The organism is Wolbachia endosymbiont of Oedothorax gibbosus (assembly GCF_936270435.1).
Taxonomy (GTDB): Bacteria; Pseudomonadota; Alphaproteobacteria; order Rickettsiales; family Anaplasmataceae; genus Wolbachia.
Genome location: NZ_OW370567.1, coordinates 1264076 through 1283015 on the forward strand (window position 1 = coordinate 1264076; position 18940 = coordinate 1283015).

An 18940-nucleotide genomic window follows, 5' to 3' on the forward strand; every position below is an offset into this window, starting at 1 on the left:
TTTTCTTTATGGTAGTACATGGATAAAAAAGTAAATTACTCAACAATGACAAGACGTGTTCTAGCGTTTATAGTTGATTGTATTTTATTTATCGCAATACCATTTGGTTTAATAGCGGTGGGTTTCTCACTTACACACGCAATACAGGGGATCATGGGTGCAATAATTGTAATCACCACTATTGTATTTTCTTTATTTTTAATGATACCATGTATATTTCATATATTCATGCTAGTAAAATTTGGCGGCACTCCAGGACACTTGTTATTTAGCATGCGTGTAAAAGACAAAGATACACTTGAGCCAATCACTCCAGTGCAAGCAATAAAAAGGACCATAGCTCTTTTCATAATCTACTATATATCACTTCATAATCCTATTTTACTTTTAGCTATACTAATCTTAGTTTTAGTATGTGCAGTAGGTGATGAACATAAACAAGCTTTTCACGACAAAATTGCAAACACGGTAGTAATAGACTATAAACCTAGTTGATATTTTTCTTTAGTTGTCTGTCATCAAAGGTGTCATATAAGTAACGTGACTCTTACGTTATGTTATGCTAAAGAGACTCAAAATACTCAAATTACTATCTGCAACAGTGAACAAAATCCCTTAATTTATTGAGCAAATCCAATAATATTCTTGATTTCTTTTATATTATAGTTTGCAATTTCTGCTGCTTTCTCTGTGCCTTTTTTTAATATTTCATGTAAATGGAATTGGTCTTTTAAAAGATCATTCATCCCCTCACGTATGGGTGATATAACACCAATAATTAAATCAGCTAACTCCTTTTTGAAGTGTTTCATATCATATTTGTTCACTTCTTCACACACTTTTTCCACATTTACATTACTAAGCACTGAATAAATGTTTATCAAATTTCTTATCTCTGGTCGGCACTCTAAAGTAGCAAAGCCTAGAATTGAATCTGTTTTTGCTTTTTCTATTTTTTTGACAATTAAATCATCCGTATCATCAAGGTTAACGCACGAATGTTCTGAAGGGTCAGATTTACTCATCTTGCTTGTACCATCTCTTAAGCTCATTATCCTTGATGTGCAATCCAAAGTTAAGATTTCAGGTACGATGAAATGATCCAGCTTATAATGATTGTTAAAAGCTGATGCAATATCACGTGCAAGCTCTAAATGCTGTTTTTGATCATCACCAACAGGAACGTATTTAGTTTGATACAGCAATATATCTGCAGCCATAAGTACTGGATAACTATATAACCCAAGAGAGGATTTTTGTTTATCGCTACCAGCTTTATCTTTAAATTGAGTCATACGATTAAGCCAACCAATTGGTGTATAGCACCCAAGCAGCCAGCCCAGTTCTGCATGACCACTAACTGTGGACTGATTAAAAATAATGGACTTTTCTGGATCTATTCCACATGCAATATAAGCTGCTGCTGTTTTGAAAATATTACTTTTCAATTCACTTGCGGGAAGCTTATTTGCTGTGATTGCATGTAGGTCGACAATACAAAAAAGAGATTTGTATTTATCCTGTAAGCCTATCCACTGTTTGATTGCACCAAGATAATTACCTAAATGTAGTACGCCACTTGGCTGGATACCTGAAAAGACAATACTTGTCATTATACATTTACCTCATGCTAATCGCTTCCACAATCAGCAGATTTCTTAGAAATAATAACCATTGCAGGACGGAGCAACCTATTTTTGATAGTATAACCAGTTTGTAGTACCTCTACAATGGTGCCAGGCTCTTTTTCATTGTCTTCTCTTTCCACAACAGCTTGGTGTAAATTACTATCAAAAAGCTCACCAAGTGGGTCTACTTCCTCTATTTCATGTTTTTTTAGATCATTTATAATTTTTTGATAAGCTACTTTGATTCCTTCATGAACAGGATCACCGTCTTTCAAAATTTCCATTACTTTTTTTAAATTGTCGCATGAGTCGATCATATCACGTGCAAATTTTGTGACTGCGTAGTCACTTGCATCGCTAATTTGCTTTTGCATTATACGTTTGACGTTTTCATTATCTGCAACAGCGCGGCGTAAATGATCTTCAAGCTGGGCTGCACGTTCTTTTAATGTATTGAGATCTTCATTTAAATCATCTGTTTGCTTATGGTTATCACTTTGTTGGTCGTCACCTTTTTGCCTATTTACCATATCAGCAAACTTTTTCTTTTTCTCCTTACTGCTGTCTGACATATAATTATCCTTAAGAATCTAATAAATATATAGCAATTAATTCGAAAATATCAAGCGCTAGCTACATTTGTCTTTCTATGCTCGCATTTAAAAAGTCAATTAAAGTAGTTTTATAAAAAGAATCAGAAAAAGTACTAATATCATTTAGCGCCATATTAATGTAGTGCCTAGCTTTTTCCATAGAAAGCTGAATGGCATTATGGCGATTAATATAGTGTAATGCTTGGTCAAAATTGTGTCTAGCTGAAGAAAAGCATTTTTCCCAGAATTTTTGCTCTGCTGGACTGCCCTTTTCATATGCTATAATGGCAGGTAAGGTGACTTTACCTTCGAAAAAGTCTTTTCCGACTTGCTTTCCAGAAGTGCCTTGACTAGCAGTATAATCGAGCATATCATCAACTATTTGAAATGCCATACCAAAATTAAAACCAAAATTCTTTAGCCTCTCTGTTTCGTCATTTGTTGCACCAGATACTGTAGATGCAGCTTCACAGCATGCAGAAAATAAAGATGCCGTCTTTTCTCCAATTATATCAAAATAATTTTCCCTGATTGTGTGGGAGTCAAAACGTGTTGTCATCTGCTTTATTTCACCCTTCACAAGTAAATACGATGCTTTAGATAAAATAGAGAGAATATTTAAATTTCCACACTCTATAAGCCATCTAAATGCTAGTGTCAACAATAGATCACCAACTAAAATACTTGATTTATTTCCCCAAATTTTATTCGCTGTTTTAACTCCATGGCGTGTCTCACTTTCATCGAGCACATCATCATGAAGTAAAGTAGCATTGTGTATAAACTCTACCGATGCAGCAACGTTGATCCTATTCTCTCCAGAATAGTTTAGCATTTTACATATAATAAAAACTAGTTTAGGCCTTATTTTTTTTCCACCTGAACTAACAAGATGAGATATAATATCAGTAGCAAGCTTAGCATCTTCATCATTGACATTTTTGAAGATAAAGTCATTCATAGCTGATAAATCAGAAGATACGACATCATCTAATTTATCGCTGTTTGTTAAATCAGTATTTAGCATTTTAAGAGACTTATGCCTCTTGCGCTTGTGCTTTCTCGTTCTCTGCTTTCTTTTTTTCTGTTTTCTTTGGTTCTGTTTCTAAAGTTACTATGCCTTTTTTGATAAACCACAGTACTCTTTCAGTTGCTTGCGCGCCTACGCTTAGCCAATGTTTTAATCTATCAGCTTTCACCACAACACGATTTTTATTGTCTTTTGGTAACATTGGATCATATTGTCCTATTTTCTCAATAAAACGCCCATCTCTTGGTGCTCGTGAATCAGCTACAACTATCCTATAAAAAGGGCGTTTCTTTGCGCCAAACCTCGCCAACCTTATTTTAACTGCCATGTTAACCTTTATTCATATATTAGTCACAATTTTATACAATGAGCCGTTTTAAGTCAAATGAATTATACAACTTTTGCAGTATTTGTTCAGCAAAGTGGTAAAATAAGGTAGACGAGAAAAGACAACTATAGGAACAAATGGGTGTCATGCAAGTAGCTGACACTGAAATCCAGCCTTTTCATAATCATTAAAACGTTGTATTTTAACATAAAACGGCTACTTTTATGCTTACCAACTTAATAAAATTCCTGGATCCCAGTGTCTGGGCACTGGGATGACATTCTTCCTAGTGAAGATTGCTCTCAAATCGCAATGTTCGTACAGTTGTGCACCGGGCGCTGGAATCTAGTTTGCATCATGCAACCACTTAGTAAGTTTCTGGGTCCCAGTTCGAAACACTGGATGCGTTTGAGGTAAAACAGGTTCTGATAAATCTTATCTGGCTATATATCATCAAGTATAGCGTGATTAACTTCGACTTTATACTTTGATTCCAGATAGCTAATTAATTGCTCTTTTAGCGACATCATCACACGTTTTCCGGTGTCAAGCGTGTTTAATTTTCCATTTGATGAATGCATTTCTTTTAGAACACCTATTATAATTTCATTATTATATTGAATAGGGTCTGTCACTAAACCAGTTGTTTTCATATTGAAAATCTCTTCTACAAAAGAAAAGGGGTAGTTTTGTTCATTGCGGTGCATCTGCTGACCTTTAACTAATTCCACACCTTGAATTTCTTCCAAATCTGTTTTTTCTCTTAGTTGAACTTCAACCTCTTGCCCAATTTTAAACATTCTTTCTTTTATAAACTCACTACGCCAAAGCTCTACTGCTGATGCCCTACCTTCTTCAAAACTTTGTAATTTAGGTGGAATGATATCGACGATTTTTACACTAACAACAGCGTCTCCAACGCCCTTAAAATAACCTTTCTGGTCCTTTTCTCGCGAAAAAATGAAAGAAATCAAATCACCAGAATCTCCTACGTTATTACCGAGTTGATCTTTTCCACTCGCATCTACTGGACCAATAGTTTGTATAGATAAATTATATTCACTCAATATTTCTTCAATTGCTGAACCATTGTATATCTTATAGTTTACTTGGTTTATGAAATCATTGACTCTTTCAAAAGACTTTTGGTTAGTTAAAACTGACTTTATATCTTTTTTTAAATCAACTAAGTCTTCATCGGAGATTTGATGCGCACTTTCCACTTTTATTATGTGCCAACCAAAACTGCTTGCTAAAACTTCACTTACTTCACCTACTTTGAGAGCAAATACCTTTTCCCTCACGTCTTCTGGTAAAAAATCCTTAGTTATATTATTTACTCTAGTTTCCTCAAGTTTTGCTTTGCCAAACTCTTCTACTATCTGTTCAAAGCTTGTTTTACCCTCCTCAAATACTCTTCTTGCTGTCTCAGCTTCTTCTTTGGTAGAAAATATTACATTGAATATATCTTTTTGATCTTTAAGTTCCTGTTGTTCTATTATACCATCAACTTCTTCATCTGAGATCTTGATTTGATCTTCAAAATACTTTTGGCCTAGGGAAATGTATTGCGCAGTTCGATACTCAGGATAATAAAAATGGGATTTATTTCTTTCGTACAAATCAAGTAAGGCTTGATCATCTGGTTCAGGAATGTTTGTAACTGCATCTTCAGTTATTTTAACAATATCAATCACTCTAGTTTGGTAGCGACTTTTGTATATCTGCTCATCAACTCTCTCTCCAAAAGTTACCGGATAATTATCTTTAAATAACGAAGTCATGAACATCATTGCAGGCAGAACTTTCTCTAGCTTTGCTATATACTCTTTCTCTGTCATATGCAGGTCATTTAGCGTTTCATGGAATTTATTTTTGTCAAATTCGCCTTTATCATTTTGAAAGTATTTGGTATTTTTAATATGGTTTTTTATAGACTCTTCTCCAACTGTCAACCCCAGCTCACTAATTAGGTTAAACAATAGTTTTTGCTCTATAAGTGTCTTAAGCAAATCATATTCTCTACTCGCATCAGATCCAGAGATTTGCTTTCCATGATTTTGATATAGCGATTTATACTCATCTGACGTTATAACTTCTTTTCCAACCCTAGCTACCTCTTCTTTTTCATCATCACCTGATAAAAGATTGCCAATTCCCATGAAGATTAACAAGCAAGCTAAAAGGACAACGGTTACTTTAGTGAAAAAATTTTTAACATTCATTTTAAACTCAGTTAATTAATGGTTAATTATAGAATAGTGATAATTTAATTCTTGTAAACCTGTTGCTTTATTAGCTAATATATATAATATATTAACTTAAAATTTGACCCTCTTCTTAAATAGAAACATATGTTTAACTGAGTTATACTATACCTTAAGAAGGGGAAATATTTTGTTTGAAATATGCTTAAAAGCGCATTTAATTAACTTAAGAGGTGGGAAGTGACAAACAAAAAGCCATTGAATAACAAAATTAATGCTTTTTTAGTTTTAATAGCTTATATTTTAGCTCTGTATAACAGTAAGGGATACTTTAAATGGGAGATGCTTTTTTGATGTCAATGGAATCTTCTAAGGGCAATAACGATAGAAATAAACAGCTTCTAATGCAAATAGCTGCTTGGTTAGTAGACAACACTGGTTTAACTTTTAATCAAATAGCACAATGCTGCAGGTTAGCTCCTGAAGAAGTACAAGACATAGCTGATGAGGAAATAGAAGTTGAAAAATATAACCCTATTATTTCTGGGATAATTACTGAAAAAGAAATCGATGATTGCAAAAAAAATCCAAACCGTGTACCAAACTTGATTGTAAAAAATATAAAAAAAAGGAGTAAAGCAATTGGTAACATTCTTGGCTTTGCCTCTACGGCAAGACGTAGAGATAAACCTGATGCGATTTATTATTTAGTAAAAAAATTTCCTATCTTGGACAATAACGTTATAGCTAAATTAATTAGTACAACAAATTACACAGTTGAGCAGGTAAGAGATGGATCTCATCATAATATGCAAAATATAAAACCCCAAGATCCTGTACTACTCGGCTTATGTAGTCAAGAAAATTTAGAAGCAGAAGTGGAAAAAGCGAAAGTAGAAGAAGAAAAGCAAGAAAGGTTAAAAAATATAAAGAATAGCTATTGAGGATCCTCAAATTTTTGTGCTTTGTTAACATTAAATTAACTTGACTTGCTAGTATTTATTAGTATAATAAATAAAGTACGGGGTTTAATAATAATTAAGCTTAATACGCACTAAAACTAGCTCAGCCTAATTTATTATCTTGTAGTCACATTTTAGGTTAGTAAGCATCAATTAAAATTTTTGGAGGATTATGACAACAATCAATGAAGATGTTTTGGCAAAAGGAAAGGTTACAGCTCAACCTGAAAAAAGTGAGCAAATTCACAATAACGATACAGTAAAACAGATGGTCAATGAAGGTACTGAAAAAAACAGAAAAACATTAGATCTAAGCGAATTAAAAGGAAAAACAGCAGAAGAATTGTTAGAGTTAGCTGAAGAAAGAAAAATTTCAACTAACGGTAAAAGCAATGGTAGGATGCTAAAGCAGGAAATAATATTCAGCTTAATGAAGAAAATGAGTGAAGAAGGAGGCATAACCACAGGGAGTGGGATAGTGGAAATATTGCCTGATGGTTTCGGTTTCTTACGTTCAGCAAGTGCAAATTATGCTCCAAGTACCGATGATGTTTATATTTCTAATGGGCAAATAAAGAAGTTTAATCTACGTACAGGAGATATGGCATGTGGAGAAATAAGGCCACCTGGTGATAAAGAAAGATATTTTACTTTAACTAAGGTTCAAAGTATAAACTCTACTGAAGTCAGTGAATTAAGAAAATACGTCCACTTTGATAATTTGCTTCCTCTTTATCCTGAGGGAAGCATAGTACTTGAGTGTAATAATGGTGATGATAAAAAAGGCTTAAGCATGCGTGCTATAGATATAGTAGCTCCTCTTGGAAAAGGGCAAAGAGCGTTAGTAGTTGCTCCACCTCGCACAGGAAAAACTATATTGCTTCAGCAAATGGCTAACTCTATAGCTATAAATCACCCTGAAATAGAATTAATAGTGTTACTTATAGATGAAAGACCTGAAGAAGTAACAGATATGATACGTTCTGTAAAAGGTGAGGTAGTAAGTTCTACGTTTGATGAGCCTGCTTACCGTCACGTACAGCTTGCTGAAATAGTAATAGAAAAAGCTAAAAGAATGGTTGAGCATAAAAAAGATGTGGTAATTCTACTTGACAATATTACTAGACTTGCACGTGCTTATAACGCTGTTATTCCTTCGTCTGGGAAAGTTCTAACCGGTGGTGTAGATTCAAACGCACTGCAGAGACCAAAACGCTTTTTTGGAGCAGCTCGTAATATTGAGAATGGGGGTTCTTTAACTATAATCGCCACAGCTCTTATAGAGACTGGCTCAAAAATGGATGATGTTATTTTTGAAGAGTTTAAAGGTACAGGAAATGCTGAGATCATACTTGATAGAAAACTTTCTGATAAACGTATATTTCCAGCTATTGATATTACAAAATCCGGAACAAGGAAGGAAGAGCTATTAATTGATAAGGCTATACTAAATAAAATATGGGTGTTGCGTAGAATACTTAATCCTATGGGACCTGTTGAAGCAATGGAATTTTTACGTGACAAACTACTTTTAACAAAGAGCAATGCTGACTTTTTTAACTCCATGAATCACTAAAAGTAAGCCAGTTATGATGGATATGCTGAGCAAAAAGTAAAGGAAATAAAGGTATGAAAGAGATAGAATAATAAGGTATAAGTTCTCCCAGATGTACTTTTAGTGAGAGAACCAATGAATAAAATAACTTGCTTATCAAAAAAGCTCAAAGAATTTTTTAATGAAAAAGCAGACAAAATCTCAATTACAACAAGGTTTATAAAAAGAAAGAGAAAGCTAAAAGGCTCACCGTTCGTAAAAGCCATAGTCTTGGGTAATATAGGGGTTGATAATTGTAGCGTAGAAACAATGTGTCAATTACTAAACGAGGACTCGATAGATATAACAAAACAAGGTTTGGATTTTAGATTTACTGAAGAAGCAGTGGAATTTATGAAAAGGATGTATAATGAATCTGTGGTTCTCTTTAAAAATATCTTGCAAGTTGATTGCAAAATCTTACAGCAATTTAATAGTGTTAAATTATTGGACAGTAGCTATATTCATACGCGTCAAGTTAAGGAAATATTGCCCAATATAGCAACATTTAAAAGGGGTATCTTGTTTGTTACGTTTACTTTTCAAGGAAGTTTTGATTTAAAATGAAATAAATTTTTCAGAAAAATCTATAAACTATTAGCTTTATTGCTTACTATCTAAAATAGTTTTTACCATTTCCCTTTTTTTCTTATACTACTTTTCCTTAACTTGACGCGTATGGTAGCTATATTACTCTACCTAACAGTATGGAAGACATGTATAAAGGTTATGGTACCAGCTACAGTGGTTATGAAAGCAATACTAAGTCTGGAATAAAGTTACAATTAGTTTTTGACTACCTAAACCAGACATTAGACCAGCTTAATATAACTGAGGGAATAAGAGGGTTATAGAAGCCATTTAAGCAATATATCGAGCAACGATTTACTAATATCTGATTTGGGTTATTTTGTGCCAAATTCTTTTAAACAAATCAATGAAATAGGAGCTTATTTCATAAGTCGTTGATACCAACATATATGATGTAGAAACAAATCAAAAAATGGAGTTATTAGAATGTTTAGAGGATAAGTTATTTTTAGAAAACGAGGTATTGTTAGGAAAAGAAGCAAAAATTAGAGTAAGAATTATATGTCAGAAACTAACTGAAGAACCATACGCGTCAAGTTAAGAGATTGTAAGCAAATTCAGGGAAGTTAAGGTAGATACTCTAGTTTTTCTGTACTTGTCTTTTAATGAAAATCGCGACCAAGTTATATAGTACTTCCTAAACTAAATGATAAACTTCCGTAATAGCCTTACCAACAAGAAGGAAGAGGTTATCTTGTTGATAAATGCGAGGTCTGAGCCAGCTTTTAATGGTATGCCAACAGTGCTCAATCGGATTGAGATCTGGTGAGTACGCGGAAAGATAAAGCAAATGGCAGCCCGCACCTTCTATTAACTCTCTTGTCTTAGCAGTTTTATGGAAAGCAGCATTATCCATAACTATAGTTGTACCAGCAGGCAGTTCAGGCAGTAATATCTGCTCCAGCCACGCATTGAATACATCTTTATCGCACCCTCCAGTAAAGGTCATTGGTGCAATGAATTTCTTCTGAATCCACCCATGCTGATTCTCTCTCGTTTTTTACCAGGCATAAATTTTCTCTCCTCGCAGAGCTCTTCCATATTCCCGATATAGCCTATTGTCAACTCCTGTTTCATCTATGTAAACAATGCTAGAACAGTCTATTTTAGCGATTTTTTCGATAAATTTCTGCCTATCTTCATGGCTCCGTTCGGCTTTGTTGCATCGCACCTTATACTGGTAGTAATTTACGATAAATTCATGTAGCCATTTCGCATACCAATGTCAGTGAATTTATTGAGCAAATAACATTTGAGTCGCAGTTCCTTCTCACGATTAACCTCAGATTTGTTCCGAAAATTAAACCCGAATGTTTGTTTCAGTCGCGAGAAAAAACTTTCTACAATTGTTGATGTTCTCTGTGTTGATTCTATAGGGGTCAAAACCATAATTGGGATGCAAGTCGCTAAAACAATGGGCTTTGAAAAACGTGCCCAATACTACGCTGCCAAAGCTTATTCAAGTCAAGCTGATGTAGGTGACCAGTATCATAATCTTAAAGGGGTTATCTTTATTGCTATTGCTGATTTTATCCTATTTCCTAATAAGCTGGCTTATAAGTCTGATCACGTGACTTTTGATAAGATGACCTTTGAACATAATCTCAAAGACTTTAGTTTCACTTTCATAGAGCTACCAAAGTTTAATAAGACAAAAGAAGATCAATTAGAAAATATTGTTGAAAAATGGATCTATTTTTTTAAGCACGCAGATGAAACGAGCGAAGAGGATCTAAAAAAAATAATAGGAAGTGATGTAATTATTGGTAGGGCTTATGATGAGTTAAACCAATATAATTGGAGTAAAGAAGAACGTCTTGCATATGATCAAGCTAAGAAACGTACCGATGATTATTTATCTACCCTTGAAGAAAAACTTCATGAAGGCATCCTCATAGGCAAAGAAGAAGGCATCCTAATCGGACATGAAAAAGGCAGAGAAGAGGGCTAAAAACAGGCTAAAATAGCAGTGGCAAAGAATTCACTTAAGGCCGATGTCTCTATAGATGTCATAGCTGAAATCACCGGCCTTCCGGTAGATGAAATTAAAGAATTACAAGAATAACATCTCCTTTCTACTTATTTGGTAAACCATAAACTACCTTCAATTCTTCCTCCAACCTTTCCTCCTCCAATCTCGGCTCTGGCCTTTTCAACACCTAGGCTCTGTGAACAAAATTTTAGCGGATCAAATTAATTGAGGGGAGGAAGTATGAAAATGGAGAAAAAAGCGGTAACTTAACCTAATGACTATAAATATAGAGAAGTTACCGTATGAAATATCACATAAAAAAGGAAAATTGGAAGCAAATTTTTGCATTTTTAAAGAGCACAAAAGGAATACACAGTAAAAATGAAGAGAAGTTGAGAATATTTATGGAAGCAGTATGGCGAAGTGGCTGTCAATGGCGGCTCTTACCGAGGCAATTACAGGAGTATACATAGGAGGTTTAAAAAGTGGTGCGAAAAGGGAATTTTAGCAAAATTACTCAAGTATGTGCAACAAGATCCAGATTTGCATAATTGATGGAACAATCATCAACATGTTCAGCAGAAAGATTCTCAGGCTCAAGAGGCCTTAGGGCGCAGTAAAGGTGGATTTACGACTAAAATTCATGCACTTGTTGACACACTGGAAAACCCACTCAAATTTATTTTGACCCCAGGCCAAAGGAACGAAATTACTCAGCTGACTAAAAATGTCTCTAGCTCCACTGTAGTGGCCGATAAGGGCTAATGCTTTTATTGCCTGTCTTGAAAGCAAAGGGTGCACTGTCACCAAAGCGTAATCGCAAAGTACAGAGACATTATGATGAGCATATTTATAAAGAGCGGCATCTGATTGAGTGCTTCTTCGGGAAAATCAAAAATTTCAGACGAATTTTCTCCCGTTTTGATAAGACTGCTGAGGTCTTTATGGGTTTTTTGAATTTTACTCATATGGTTACTCTAAAATTTTGTTCACAGAGCCTAGGGAATTTCTGCGCTCAAAGGCAAATTGAAAGCTTGAACCTAGAAGCTATACGAAAAGTCTGGTTGGTAGAAGTCATAGTCCTCGCGATTGAGTGTCATTTCTATAACTTTCCCCTTACTATTACCCACAAATATGAACGTTTGTTGCATAGCTCTTAATGGTATAACTTTTGCTTGAAATAACTGTTTATATGGTGCAATTTACAGCTTTTAGTTGCTAAAATTATAACTCTTAATTTAATAATTTTAATCTAATAATCTTTCAAGTTAATAAAATTAAATTATTTGAGTAAATACAATACCATGTCTTTATTTGTGGGTAATAGTAAGATTTTTAATGTTGACATAAAATTAGTTGCCAAGAATACCACAATAGAGTAGATGTGAGTTTTAAAATTTTGCAAAAATTTACAGTAAAAAAGTTGGAAGCAGAACTCTTTTTAATTCACCTTTTTGAGACTTTTGACAATGTTTTAGAACTGAAGAAGGAAAGGTGTATTTTTTTATTGACTTGTCTATGTACTATGGTAATCACTAAAGAATTAGTGAGTAATGGTTATAAAATATGGTTGAGGTAGCAAGTTTAGGAGCAGAAGCTGATCAAAATATACAAAAACAAGCTGGAAAAACTCTGTTACATGAAGCTGCTGAACATAACGATACTAAAGATATAAAGTTTCTTTTAGAAATGGGTTTTGATTCAAATGTGCAAGATCAAAGTGAAAAGACTCCATCTGAATATGCTACTGAAAATGAGTGCCGTCAAGCTATTGAAAATAAAAGGAATCTGACAACACCTGATAGTTCGGTAGGTGAAAGAAACGATTATTCAAACAGCTCTGGCGATGATAGTAAGGCAAAGCCTGCTGAATTGAGTGATTGTAACACAGAAGATGATCAGGACCATGATTCAGATGATTCTCGTAAAAATGAAGAGAGTGAAGTTAATAATTCGTCAGAAAAACTTCTTTTAGAAAAAGGAGCTGATCTAAATGCGCAAGATCAAAGTGGAGAGACTCTATTTGAATATGCTACTGAAGATGAGTACAAGGGTTCGAGCCATAGTTCAGATGATCCTCATGAAAATCAAGAGAATGCGACAGATGAAAGGCATGTCTCCGGTGGCAATGATCCAACAGATAAAGGGAATTTAACAAATGATTTTAGTAATGATCCTAATAAACACGACGAGGATTCAAGCTGTAGTTCAAGTAATTATCTTTTTCTAGAAGACTCACTGTTGGCGAAGCTAAAAATACCATTAACTACAGATGAACAGAAGCTAACTGATAAGTTTTGTGAGGAGATAAGCGGTATAAATAAAAAAGAACCTAAAGACCCCAGTTATGGATTAACCAACGAAGTAAAGCTGAGAAATACAGGGCTTTTTCGATTGCATTGAATAAGAAATGAGGGTAGAAAAAATATGTACCAAGAAATTTACTGTGGATCTATGCCGAGTGTGCTCAAGTTCAAATTTGTTTTTTAGGCAGCCAAAAACCGTTTCAACAATCGATCTTTTCCCTAGTAAAATCTTCTCTTTCAGCGAAATCAGTGCATTTTTCATACCTTTTTTCACTTTAGTGACGAGTTTTAGACCTCTATCGAATAGTTTCTCAAAGAGCTCTTTCTTTATATAGCCCTTATCTCCAAACAAAAGTCCAGTTAGTTTTTTGGTTAGAGTTGGTACAGGTTTTCTGTCATCGACGTTACCTCTGGTTAGCGTAACACCTTGAATTTCACCTATTTCATTGATTACTACATGTAATTTAAAACCAAAAAACCAGCCGTAAGTATTCTTTCCTAACTCTGCTAATCCTTTGAAAACCTTATTTCTTGAGATTCTTTTTCGATGGCATACTGCTATTGAAGTAGAATCTATGTAGGAAATCCCGGTCATTTTTGCTTGTTCACAAAACCATTGCAAAAGTAATGCTAAATACCACAAAACTCGCGGCTTTAAGGCAATAAATCTGTGATATGAAGGCAGCTTTGAAAACTCTGATCTATAGAATAACTGAAGATAACAAAGATAAAAAGCCTTGAAGTTTTTACATGGTGATTTATGGTATAATAGGATTATGGTTAGAATTTCTGAGTGCGCTATTTCTGGTACTCTGGTTGGTTTTTTGCCGTTTGATAAGAACCTATTTGCAAAATTATCATCTACCGCACGACAAAAATCCTCGACGCAACAGTACAGTTCTGTAATATCTTTCTTCATGGGTAACCTCTTATTATTACTAAAATACTCGAGTTTACCCTGTTTCCCTCTTCTTAGTTATACTTTTATCTATTTTCTAATCCATAACTGAGGTCTAAGAACCTGTTCATAATCTCAAAAAAGTGATAAACTATGAGATGATGTATATGAATAAGGATATATGAGAAATTTATACCCAAGTGACATAAGTCGAGAACAATTTGAAAAAATCAGATCAATTCTGGAGAGTAGTAGGAAGAAAACAAAACCAAGAAAACTTGATTTGTATGATGTATTTTGTGCAGTGCTGTACGTCCTAAAAAGTGCCTGTCAGTGGAGAATGCTGCCAAAAGATTTTCCAAAATGGCGAAGTTGTTACGAATATTTTAAAAAATGGAGTGAAAAACCAAGCGAAGATACAGAAAGTACTTTGGAGCGTGTATTAAAAAAAATTAGTTGGAGAGACACGTATCAGCAATGGTCGGAAAGAAAGAACTAGTTTTTGTATAATTGATGCTCAGAGCGTAAAAAATGCAGATACTGCTGAAAATAAGGGCTACGATGCAGGTAAAAAAATTTCAGGAATAAAGCGCCATATTGCAGTAGATACACAAGGTTTACCACACGCGATTTATGTAACAACGGCAGAAGCAACCGACCGCAGCAGTGCCATGAAAATGGTCGAAAATGCTAAAGAAAAACTCTCTGAAGTTAAAAATATACTTGTTGATGCAGGCTACACTGGAGAAAATTTTGCAACACAAATAAAAGCAACTATTGGTTCGACGGTCGAAGTAATAAAGCGAAGTGAATTACACACCTTTGTTGTACTGCCAAAGAGATGGGTTGTTGAGCGCTCTTTTGCTTGGTTGGAAAAATGTAGGCGTTTGTGGAAAAATTGCGAGCGGAAACTCAACACTAGCTTACAAATGGTCGTTCTTGCTTTCACTTCTTTACTCCTTAAAAGATTATGAACAGGTTCTAAAGAAAGTATTCTAGAAAGTATTGAGAAAATAGTAAATAACTACTTGAATAAAGGCATAAGGTTAAATTCAAATTATAATGACAAAGGTGATAAAAAAACTGTAACAAATTTAATATTTGAAGAAATAAAAGATGTTCTTGATGATCGTATGAAACCACGCAATGGAACCAAAGAGTATATAGGGAACGATAAAGCTTCAGACATCATAAGTGATTTATTGTTAGCAGGTGGGAAGGCAAAAGAATTTTTCCGCAATAATCTAGCACAAAGGTATAGCTCTAATGATTTCAATGATCTCGATAAGAAATATAAAGAAATTAAAAGCAAGCTAAAGGGTATAGCATATGAAAGTATTGTAAAAAAGAGTACACAAACTCAAGATGGATTAGAAGTAGGAATAGATAACGGACACTTTTGTATAGAATATCCACAAGATAGTATTATTGAACCTGTGAAAATCTTAAACAATGAAAAAGCTAAAGAATTAAAATTAAAAGTCTGCACACTTAAAATTGTGGAAAGTATAGTGAGAGTTGAAAGAGTGAACGGAAAAAGAAATTATACAGATATCTTAGGTAGCATTAAAATGTCTTTTACCACTGAGGCAGGAGAGATTAGTATTTACCTACATCCTAGTGAGAAAGATAGTAATAAAATAGAGGTAGAGATTGATAAAGAGAGCGAAGCAAGGCTTAACAAGTTAAAGGCTGAGAAGAAAAGTTTAGGAGAAAACTGTCTTTTGGGAGGAAAAAGTGTTCTGGAAGCTATAGAAGATAAAGGTTTTAAGAAAAATGGTAGTGTGTTTACAGAGTCAACCGAGACTACTAAGGTGATCCATTTACTAATCTTACGCAAGTTGATTTGCGGCGTGAGAAAGAAAATACCTCTAGGAGGCATAAGTCATTCAGTTAAGATTTTAAGAAATTAGTTGTAGCGGTATGGCTAAATGATTTTGAGTATGAGATTTTAATGTTTCCAGAAGCCCGTTATGATGATCAAGTAGATAGTACGGTACAATATTTGTATCCGTTCAGCAGAGTGGTTTAAGAAACAATAGATAGGAGATTTTGGAAAGCCCTTTTGTTTCCATGTTAAGTATAATGAAATTATCCGTTCGAGGAATGTGTTTCCTCGCTGTGATTGTGTAAAATATGAGTTTTTACGGTAAACGACATAATGCCGTATCTGCTGTTCAGCATGTCAATGGAATGTTTTCTGAATCATTCAAAAAATTCCACATCATTCTTTCAGATTTCAAAATATTTTTTGCAACTCGAGAAGCTCCTATTGCTTCAGGTAGGTAAAATATCTCCTTCAAGTAATACCTTGTACGTTTTCGCAATTTTCTGGCACGTCTGGCAAATCTAAAAACATCTATCTCATTTTTTAACAGAGCTTTTTTCAGTGCAAACAACTCAGCAGCAACATTTCTTAACCAGAACTTTGACTTCAACTATGTTTCAAAATCTCTTGATCCAACAGATTTGCCTGTTTTTAGGGAATGTTCAAAAAAGTGTGTCAAACCGAAAAAAAAGTAATAAATTGATATAAAAAAAATGGAGGTTTCACATATGAATCAAAGAATAGCAAATAAAACTACTGGATTGGTAGATTATAAAGAATTAGAAACAAATATCCTGTCGTCTATACGAGAAGGAAGGCCGCTGACGGGAAGGGACGGAGTATTAACACCATTGATAAAAAAGCTGCTGGAGGCAAGTTTGGAAGGTGAAATAGAAAATCACTTGTTGGCTGAAAGCGAAGAAAATAATCGAAGAAATGGGAGAAATGGAAAGACTTTAAGGACAAGTGCCGGTTCATTTGAACTTTTGACGCCAAGGGATAGAGAAGGAAGTTTTGAGCCGCAAATAGTCAAAAAAAGGCAAACAAACTTACATCCAGAGCTTGAAACGAAGATCTTGAGCACATTTGCCAGTGGTATGAGTTATAGAGATATAGCGTCACACGTTGAGGAAATTTATGATCACAAAATATCGGCGGCAGAGATATCAAGTATTACCGACAAATTGCTACCGGTAATCAACGAATGGCGTAGTCGCCCATTGCAGTCTGTGTACCCAATAGTGTTCATGGATGGCATGTTTTTCAAAGTTAAGGAGGACGGGCATTGCGTAAGTAAATGCATGTATAATATATTAGGCGTAGATCAAAATGGCAGAAAAGAGGTACTAGGCTTTTATTTAGCCGAAAGTGAGGGAGCCAACTTCTGGTTAGGGGTATTAAATGACCTAAAAGAGAGAGGAGTAGAGGATATTCTGATTGCCTGCGTCGATGGTCTAAAAAGTTTTCCTGCAGCAATAAATAGTGTGTTTCCTAAAGCAGAAGTACAGCTATGTATAGTGCATCAGATAAGGAATTCATTGAAATATGTATCCAGCAAAGATGTGAAAGTTTTCATGAACGATTTGAAGAAAATATATCGTGCTTCAAGTAAAGAAATCGCTGAGAATTATTTGCTTGAGCTGGAAGAAAAATGGGGTGAAAAATATCCTTTGGTTATAAAATCGTGGCAAAATAATTGGGAAAATTTATCTGGTTATTTTAAGTATTCTGGGCCAGTTAGAAAGCTGATTTATACCACCAATCCTATTGAGGGGTTGCATAGACAGATTAGAAAATTCACTAAAACTAAGGGCTCATTTACTAGTACAAATGCCTTGTACAAACAGGTATATTGTGCTATAAAAAAGGCAGAGCAAAATTGGATTATGGCTATACCTAATTGGGCTTTAACTATATCTCAACTTGATATTTTCTTTCCTGGTAGATTGAAAATTGAGTTGAATTAAAAATGCGGTTTGACACACTTTTTTGAACATTCCCTGTTTTTATCAGCAAAGTAATTGTATGCTGCATACCTGTCAGTTACTATCAAACTATTACGATTGCAAAACGCACTATTTTTTAAAACTTTCATTCCTCTTGAATTTTATAAAACTAGCTTCATTGCTAGCAAACATCCAACACCAACCGAGTTTACCTTTATTATAGTGACTGGTTTCGTCAATATGTAGAACCTTACTCCTACTTATCTCTTGTTCGATCTGCTCATACATTTTTTTGCATTTTGAAGCAACTCTATGTTCACTATTTGATATGCTACCGACGCTTATGTTCAAATTGAAGATATCATTTACGACACTCGCTATTTCGCGTTTTGAATTTTTGTAAAACCCGCTGAACGCTGCAATTATTGACTTAACCCTTGGTCCAAATGTATCTGATGTAACACCTTCTGGTAACTTACTGCTTCTTCTTTTCCCGCATCTCCGGCAACGACCATTGATATTCCACTACATAAGCCTAATTTCCGGAAGATCAACTTTTTGATGAATGTACGGTCCCTTGCATATTGCAATCTCTCCTCCGCATTCACAAGTAGATGACAACTTTACTTTTATCACCTCATCTGCATCCATTTTGGCGCGAAAACTTCCTTTATGACCAACCTGACCACCGACGTTTCTGTCGCTCTTTGGCTTGTCCTTTTTTATTTTGTACAACTCTCTAGAGCTTGGTAGAGATGAATTTTTCGAGTTTAAACCAAGCCTCTGCTTTAATTCAGCGTTCTCTATCTTTAAAGCCTTGTTCTCAGATCTAAAATTTTCGTTTTCTATCTCTAACCTCTTTATCTCTGCTTTTAGTTGCTCTATCTCTATTTGAAAGCTTTCACAGTGCTTGAGAAGACTAGCTAGTAGATCAGACCACACATACTACTTGCGATATTATGTTTTTAGCACTCCTTGTCTACTTTTTATTTTACCGCTCCGCTGAACGGATACCTGAAAATAGAAAATGACCAGGGCTTCTTTTGCCTTTTTTTGC

14 protein-coding genes and 7 pseudogenes are annotated in these 18940 nt (G+C 34.6%); 11 read left to right on the forward strand and 10 right to left on the reverse strand.

The genetic code is table 11. The features are described from left to right. The first annotated feature begins 18 nt into the window (after positions 1-18). Complete coding sequence (locus tag NBW39_RS06400) at positions 19-495, forward strand: RDD family protein (RefSeq protein ID WP_250294946.1); 477 nt, start codon at positions 19-21, stop codon at positions 493-495. 125 nt (positions 496-620) lie between these two features. On the opposite strand, the gene trpS is transcribed toward NBW39_RS06400, so the two are convergent. From trpS to NBW39_RS06425, 5 genes and pseudogenes are all read right to left on the reverse strand, one after another. Continuing rightward, positions 621-1613: a tryptophan--tRNA ligase gene (gene trpS / locus NBW39_RS06405; protein WP_250294947.1), complete on the reverse strand. Its 993-nt coding sequence runs from the start codon at positions 1611-1613 to the stop codon at positions 621-623. Positions 1614-1630: 17 nt separating this feature from the next. Beyond that, a complete protein-coding gene (locus NBW39_RS06410; RefSeq protein ID WP_250294948.1) occupies positions 1631-2200 on the reverse strand; it encodes a nucleotide exchange factor GrpE in 570 nt (189 codons plus the stop codon). A 61-nt stretch (positions 2201-2261) separates the two neighbouring features. Then, a complete protein-coding gene (locus NBW39_RS06415) occupies positions 2262-3248 on the reverse strand; it encodes a polyprenyl synthetase family protein (RefSeq protein WP_250294949.1) in 987 nt (328 codons plus the stop codon). A gap of 10 nt (positions 3249-3258) precedes the next feature. Continuing rightward, positions 3259-3579, reverse strand: coding sequence for a 30S ribosomal protein S16 (gene rpsP, locus NBW39_RS06420; protein WP_250294950.1), 321 nt, complete (start codon positions 3577-3579; stop codon positions 3259-3261). A gap of 443 nt (positions 3580-4022) precedes the next feature. After that, a pseudogene (locus NBW39_RS06425) lies at positions 4023-5807 on the reverse strand (peptidylprolyl isomerase); the annotation flags it as partial. A 314-nt stretch (positions 5808-6121) separates the two neighbouring features. On the opposite strand from NBW39_RS06425, the gene NBW39_RS06430 reads away from it, so the two are divergent. The 4 genes and pseudogenes from NBW39_RS06430 to NBW39_RS06445 form a co-directional block, all read left to right on the forward strand. Beyond that, positions 6122-6730, forward strand: coding sequence for a cell cycle transcriptional regulator TrcR (locus NBW39_RS06430; protein ID WP_250294952.1), 609 nt, complete (start codon positions 6122-6124; stop codon positions 6728-6730). Between the two features lie 190 nt (positions 6731-6920). Next, positions 6921-8324 (forward strand): transcription termination factor Rho, encoded by a 1404-nt coding sequence (gene rho / locus NBW39_RS06435; RefSeq protein WP_250294953.1) that lies wholly within the window; start codon positions 6921-6923, stop codon positions 8322-8324. 114 nt (positions 8325-8438) lie between these two features. Continuing rightward, positions 8439-8798: pseudogene (locus tag NBW39_RS06440) on the forward strand (IS4 family transposase); the annotation flags it as partial. A 227-nt stretch (positions 8799-9025) separates the two neighbouring features. After that, a pseudogene (locus NBW39_RS06445) lies at positions 9026-9456 on the forward strand (transposase); the annotation flags it as partial. Between the two features lie 114 nt (positions 9457-9570). Here the strand turns inward: NBW39_RS06445 and NBW39_RS06450 are convergent. Both NBW39_RS06450 and NBW39_RS06460 read right to left on the reverse strand, forming a co-directional pair. Next, the gene (locus tag NBW39_RS06450; protein ID WP_370273776.1) at positions 9571-9906 is read right to left on the reverse strand and encodes a transposase; all 336 of its coding nucleotides are present in this window, start codon (positions 9904-9906) and stop codon (positions 9571-9573) included. A gap of 215 nt (positions 9907-10121) precedes the next feature. Further along, positions 10122-10316, reverse strand: coding sequence for a hypothetical protein (locus NBW39_RS06460; RefSeq protein ID WP_250294955.1), 195 nt, complete (start codon positions 10314-10316; stop codon positions 10122-10124). Here NBW39_RS06460 and NBW39_RS06465 point away from each other — a divergent pair. From NBW39_RS06465 to NBW39_RS06475, 3 genes and pseudogenes are all read left to right on the forward strand, one after another. Then, positions 10222-10998: pseudogene (locus NBW39_RS06465) on the forward strand (Rpn family recombination-promoting nuclease/putative transposase). The gene NBW39_RS06460 and the pseudogene NBW39_RS06465 sit on opposite strands and share 95 nt — an antisense overlap. Positions 10999-11207: 209 nt before the next feature. Further along, positions 11208-11864 (forward strand): annotated as a pseudogene (locus NBW39_RS06470) (IS5 family transposase); the annotation flags it as partial. 607 nt (positions 11865-12471) lie between these two features. Then, a complete protein-coding gene (locus NBW39_RS06475; RefSeq protein WP_250294956.1) occupies positions 12472-13308 on the forward strand; it encodes an ankyrin repeat domain-containing protein in 837 nt (278 codons plus the stop codon). Here the strand turns inward: NBW39_RS06475 and NBW39_RS06480 are convergent. Further along, the gene (locus NBW39_RS06480) at positions 13258-14130 is read right to left on the reverse strand and encodes an IS982 family transposase (RefSeq protein WP_250294632.1); all 873 of its coding nucleotides are present in this window, start codon (positions 14128-14130) and stop codon (positions 13258-13260) included. The genes NBW39_RS06475 and NBW39_RS06480 overlap by 51 nt on opposite strands. 160 nt (positions 14131-14290) lie before the next feature. On the opposite strand from NBW39_RS06480, the gene NBW39_RS06485 reads away from it, so the two are divergent. Both NBW39_RS06485 and NBW39_RS06490 read left to right on the forward strand, forming a co-directional pair. Then, a protein-coding gene (locus NBW39_RS06485) for an IS5 family transposase (RefSeq protein WP_250294670.1) occupies positions 14291-15083 on the forward strand; the annotation gives its coding sequence in 2 pieces (ribosomal slippage) (positions 14291-14554 and positions 14556-15083; 792 coding nt in all). Positions 15084-15137: 54 nt separating this feature from the next. After that, a complete protein-coding gene (locus tag NBW39_RS06490) occupies positions 15138-16022 on the forward strand; it encodes a hypothetical protein (protein ID WP_250294957.1) in 885 nt (294 codons plus the stop codon). A gap of 115 nt (positions 16023-16137) precedes the next feature. Here the strand turns inward: NBW39_RS06490 and NBW39_RS06495 are convergent. Next, positions 16138-16532 (reverse strand): annotated as a pseudogene (locus tag NBW39_RS06495) (IS66 family transposase); the annotation flags it as partial. A 133-nt stretch (positions 16533-16665) separates the two neighbouring features. Between NBW39_RS06495 and NBW39_RS06500 the strand changes: the two are divergent. Continuing rightward, positions 16666-17904 carry an IS256 family transposase gene (locus tag NBW39_RS06500; RefSeq protein ID WP_250295731.1) on the forward strand — a complete coding sequence of 413 codons (1239 nt, stop codon included), beginning with the start codon at positions 16666-16668 and terminating at the stop codon, positions 17902-17904. Between the two features lie 29 nt (positions 17905-17933). Here NBW39_RS06500 and NBW39_RS06505 read toward each other — a convergent pair. Continuing rightward, positions 17934-18825, reverse strand: a pseudogene (locus NBW39_RS06505) (IS66 family transposase); the annotation flags it as partial. Between the last annotated feature and the right edge of the window lie 115 nt (positions 18826-18940).

What these genes read in the sequence shown, in the direction of transcription:
- NBW39_RS06400 (WP_250294946.1), top strand. Translation starts at nt 19, where the DNA reads ATGGATAAAAAAGTAAATTACTCAACAATGACAAGACGTGTTCTAGCG.
- trpS (WP_250294947.1), bottom strand. Translation starts at nt 1,613, where the DNA reads ATGACAAGTATTGTCTTTTCAGGTATCCAGCCAAGTGGCGTACTACAT.
- NBW39_RS06410 (WP_250294948.1), bottom strand. Translation starts at nt 2,200, where the DNA reads ATGTCAGACAGCAGTAAGGAGAAAAAGAAAAAGTTTGCTGATATGGTA.
- NBW39_RS06415 (WP_250294949.1), bottom strand. Translation starts at nt 3,248, where the DNA reads ATGCTAAATACTGATTTAACAAACAGCGATAAATTAGATGATGTCGTA.
- rpsP (WP_250294950.1), bottom strand. Translation starts at nt 3,579, where the DNA reads ATGGCAGTTAAAATAAGGTTGGCGAGGTTTGGCGCAAAGAAACGCCCT.
- NBW39_RS06430 (WP_250294952.1), top strand. Translation starts at nt 6,122, where the DNA reads ATGGGAGATGCTTTTTTGATGTCAATGGAATCTTCTAAGGGCAATAAC.
- rho (WP_250294953.1), top strand. Translation starts at nt 6,921, where the DNA reads ATGACAACAATCAATGAAGATGTTTTGGCAAAAGGAAAGGTTACAGCT.
- NBW39_RS06475 (WP_250294956.1), top strand. Translation starts at nt 12,472, where the DNA reads ATGGTTGAGGTAGCAAGTTTAGGAGCAGAAGCTGATCAAAATATACAA.
- NBW39_RS06480 (WP_250294632.1), bottom strand. Translation starts at nt 14,130, where the DNA reads ATGAAGAAAGATATTACAGAACTGTACTGTTGCGTCGAGGATTTTTGT.
- NBW39_RS06500 (WP_250295731.1), top strand. Translation starts at nt 16,666, where the DNA reads ATGAATCAAAGAATAGCAAATAAAACTACTGGATTGGTAGATTATAAA.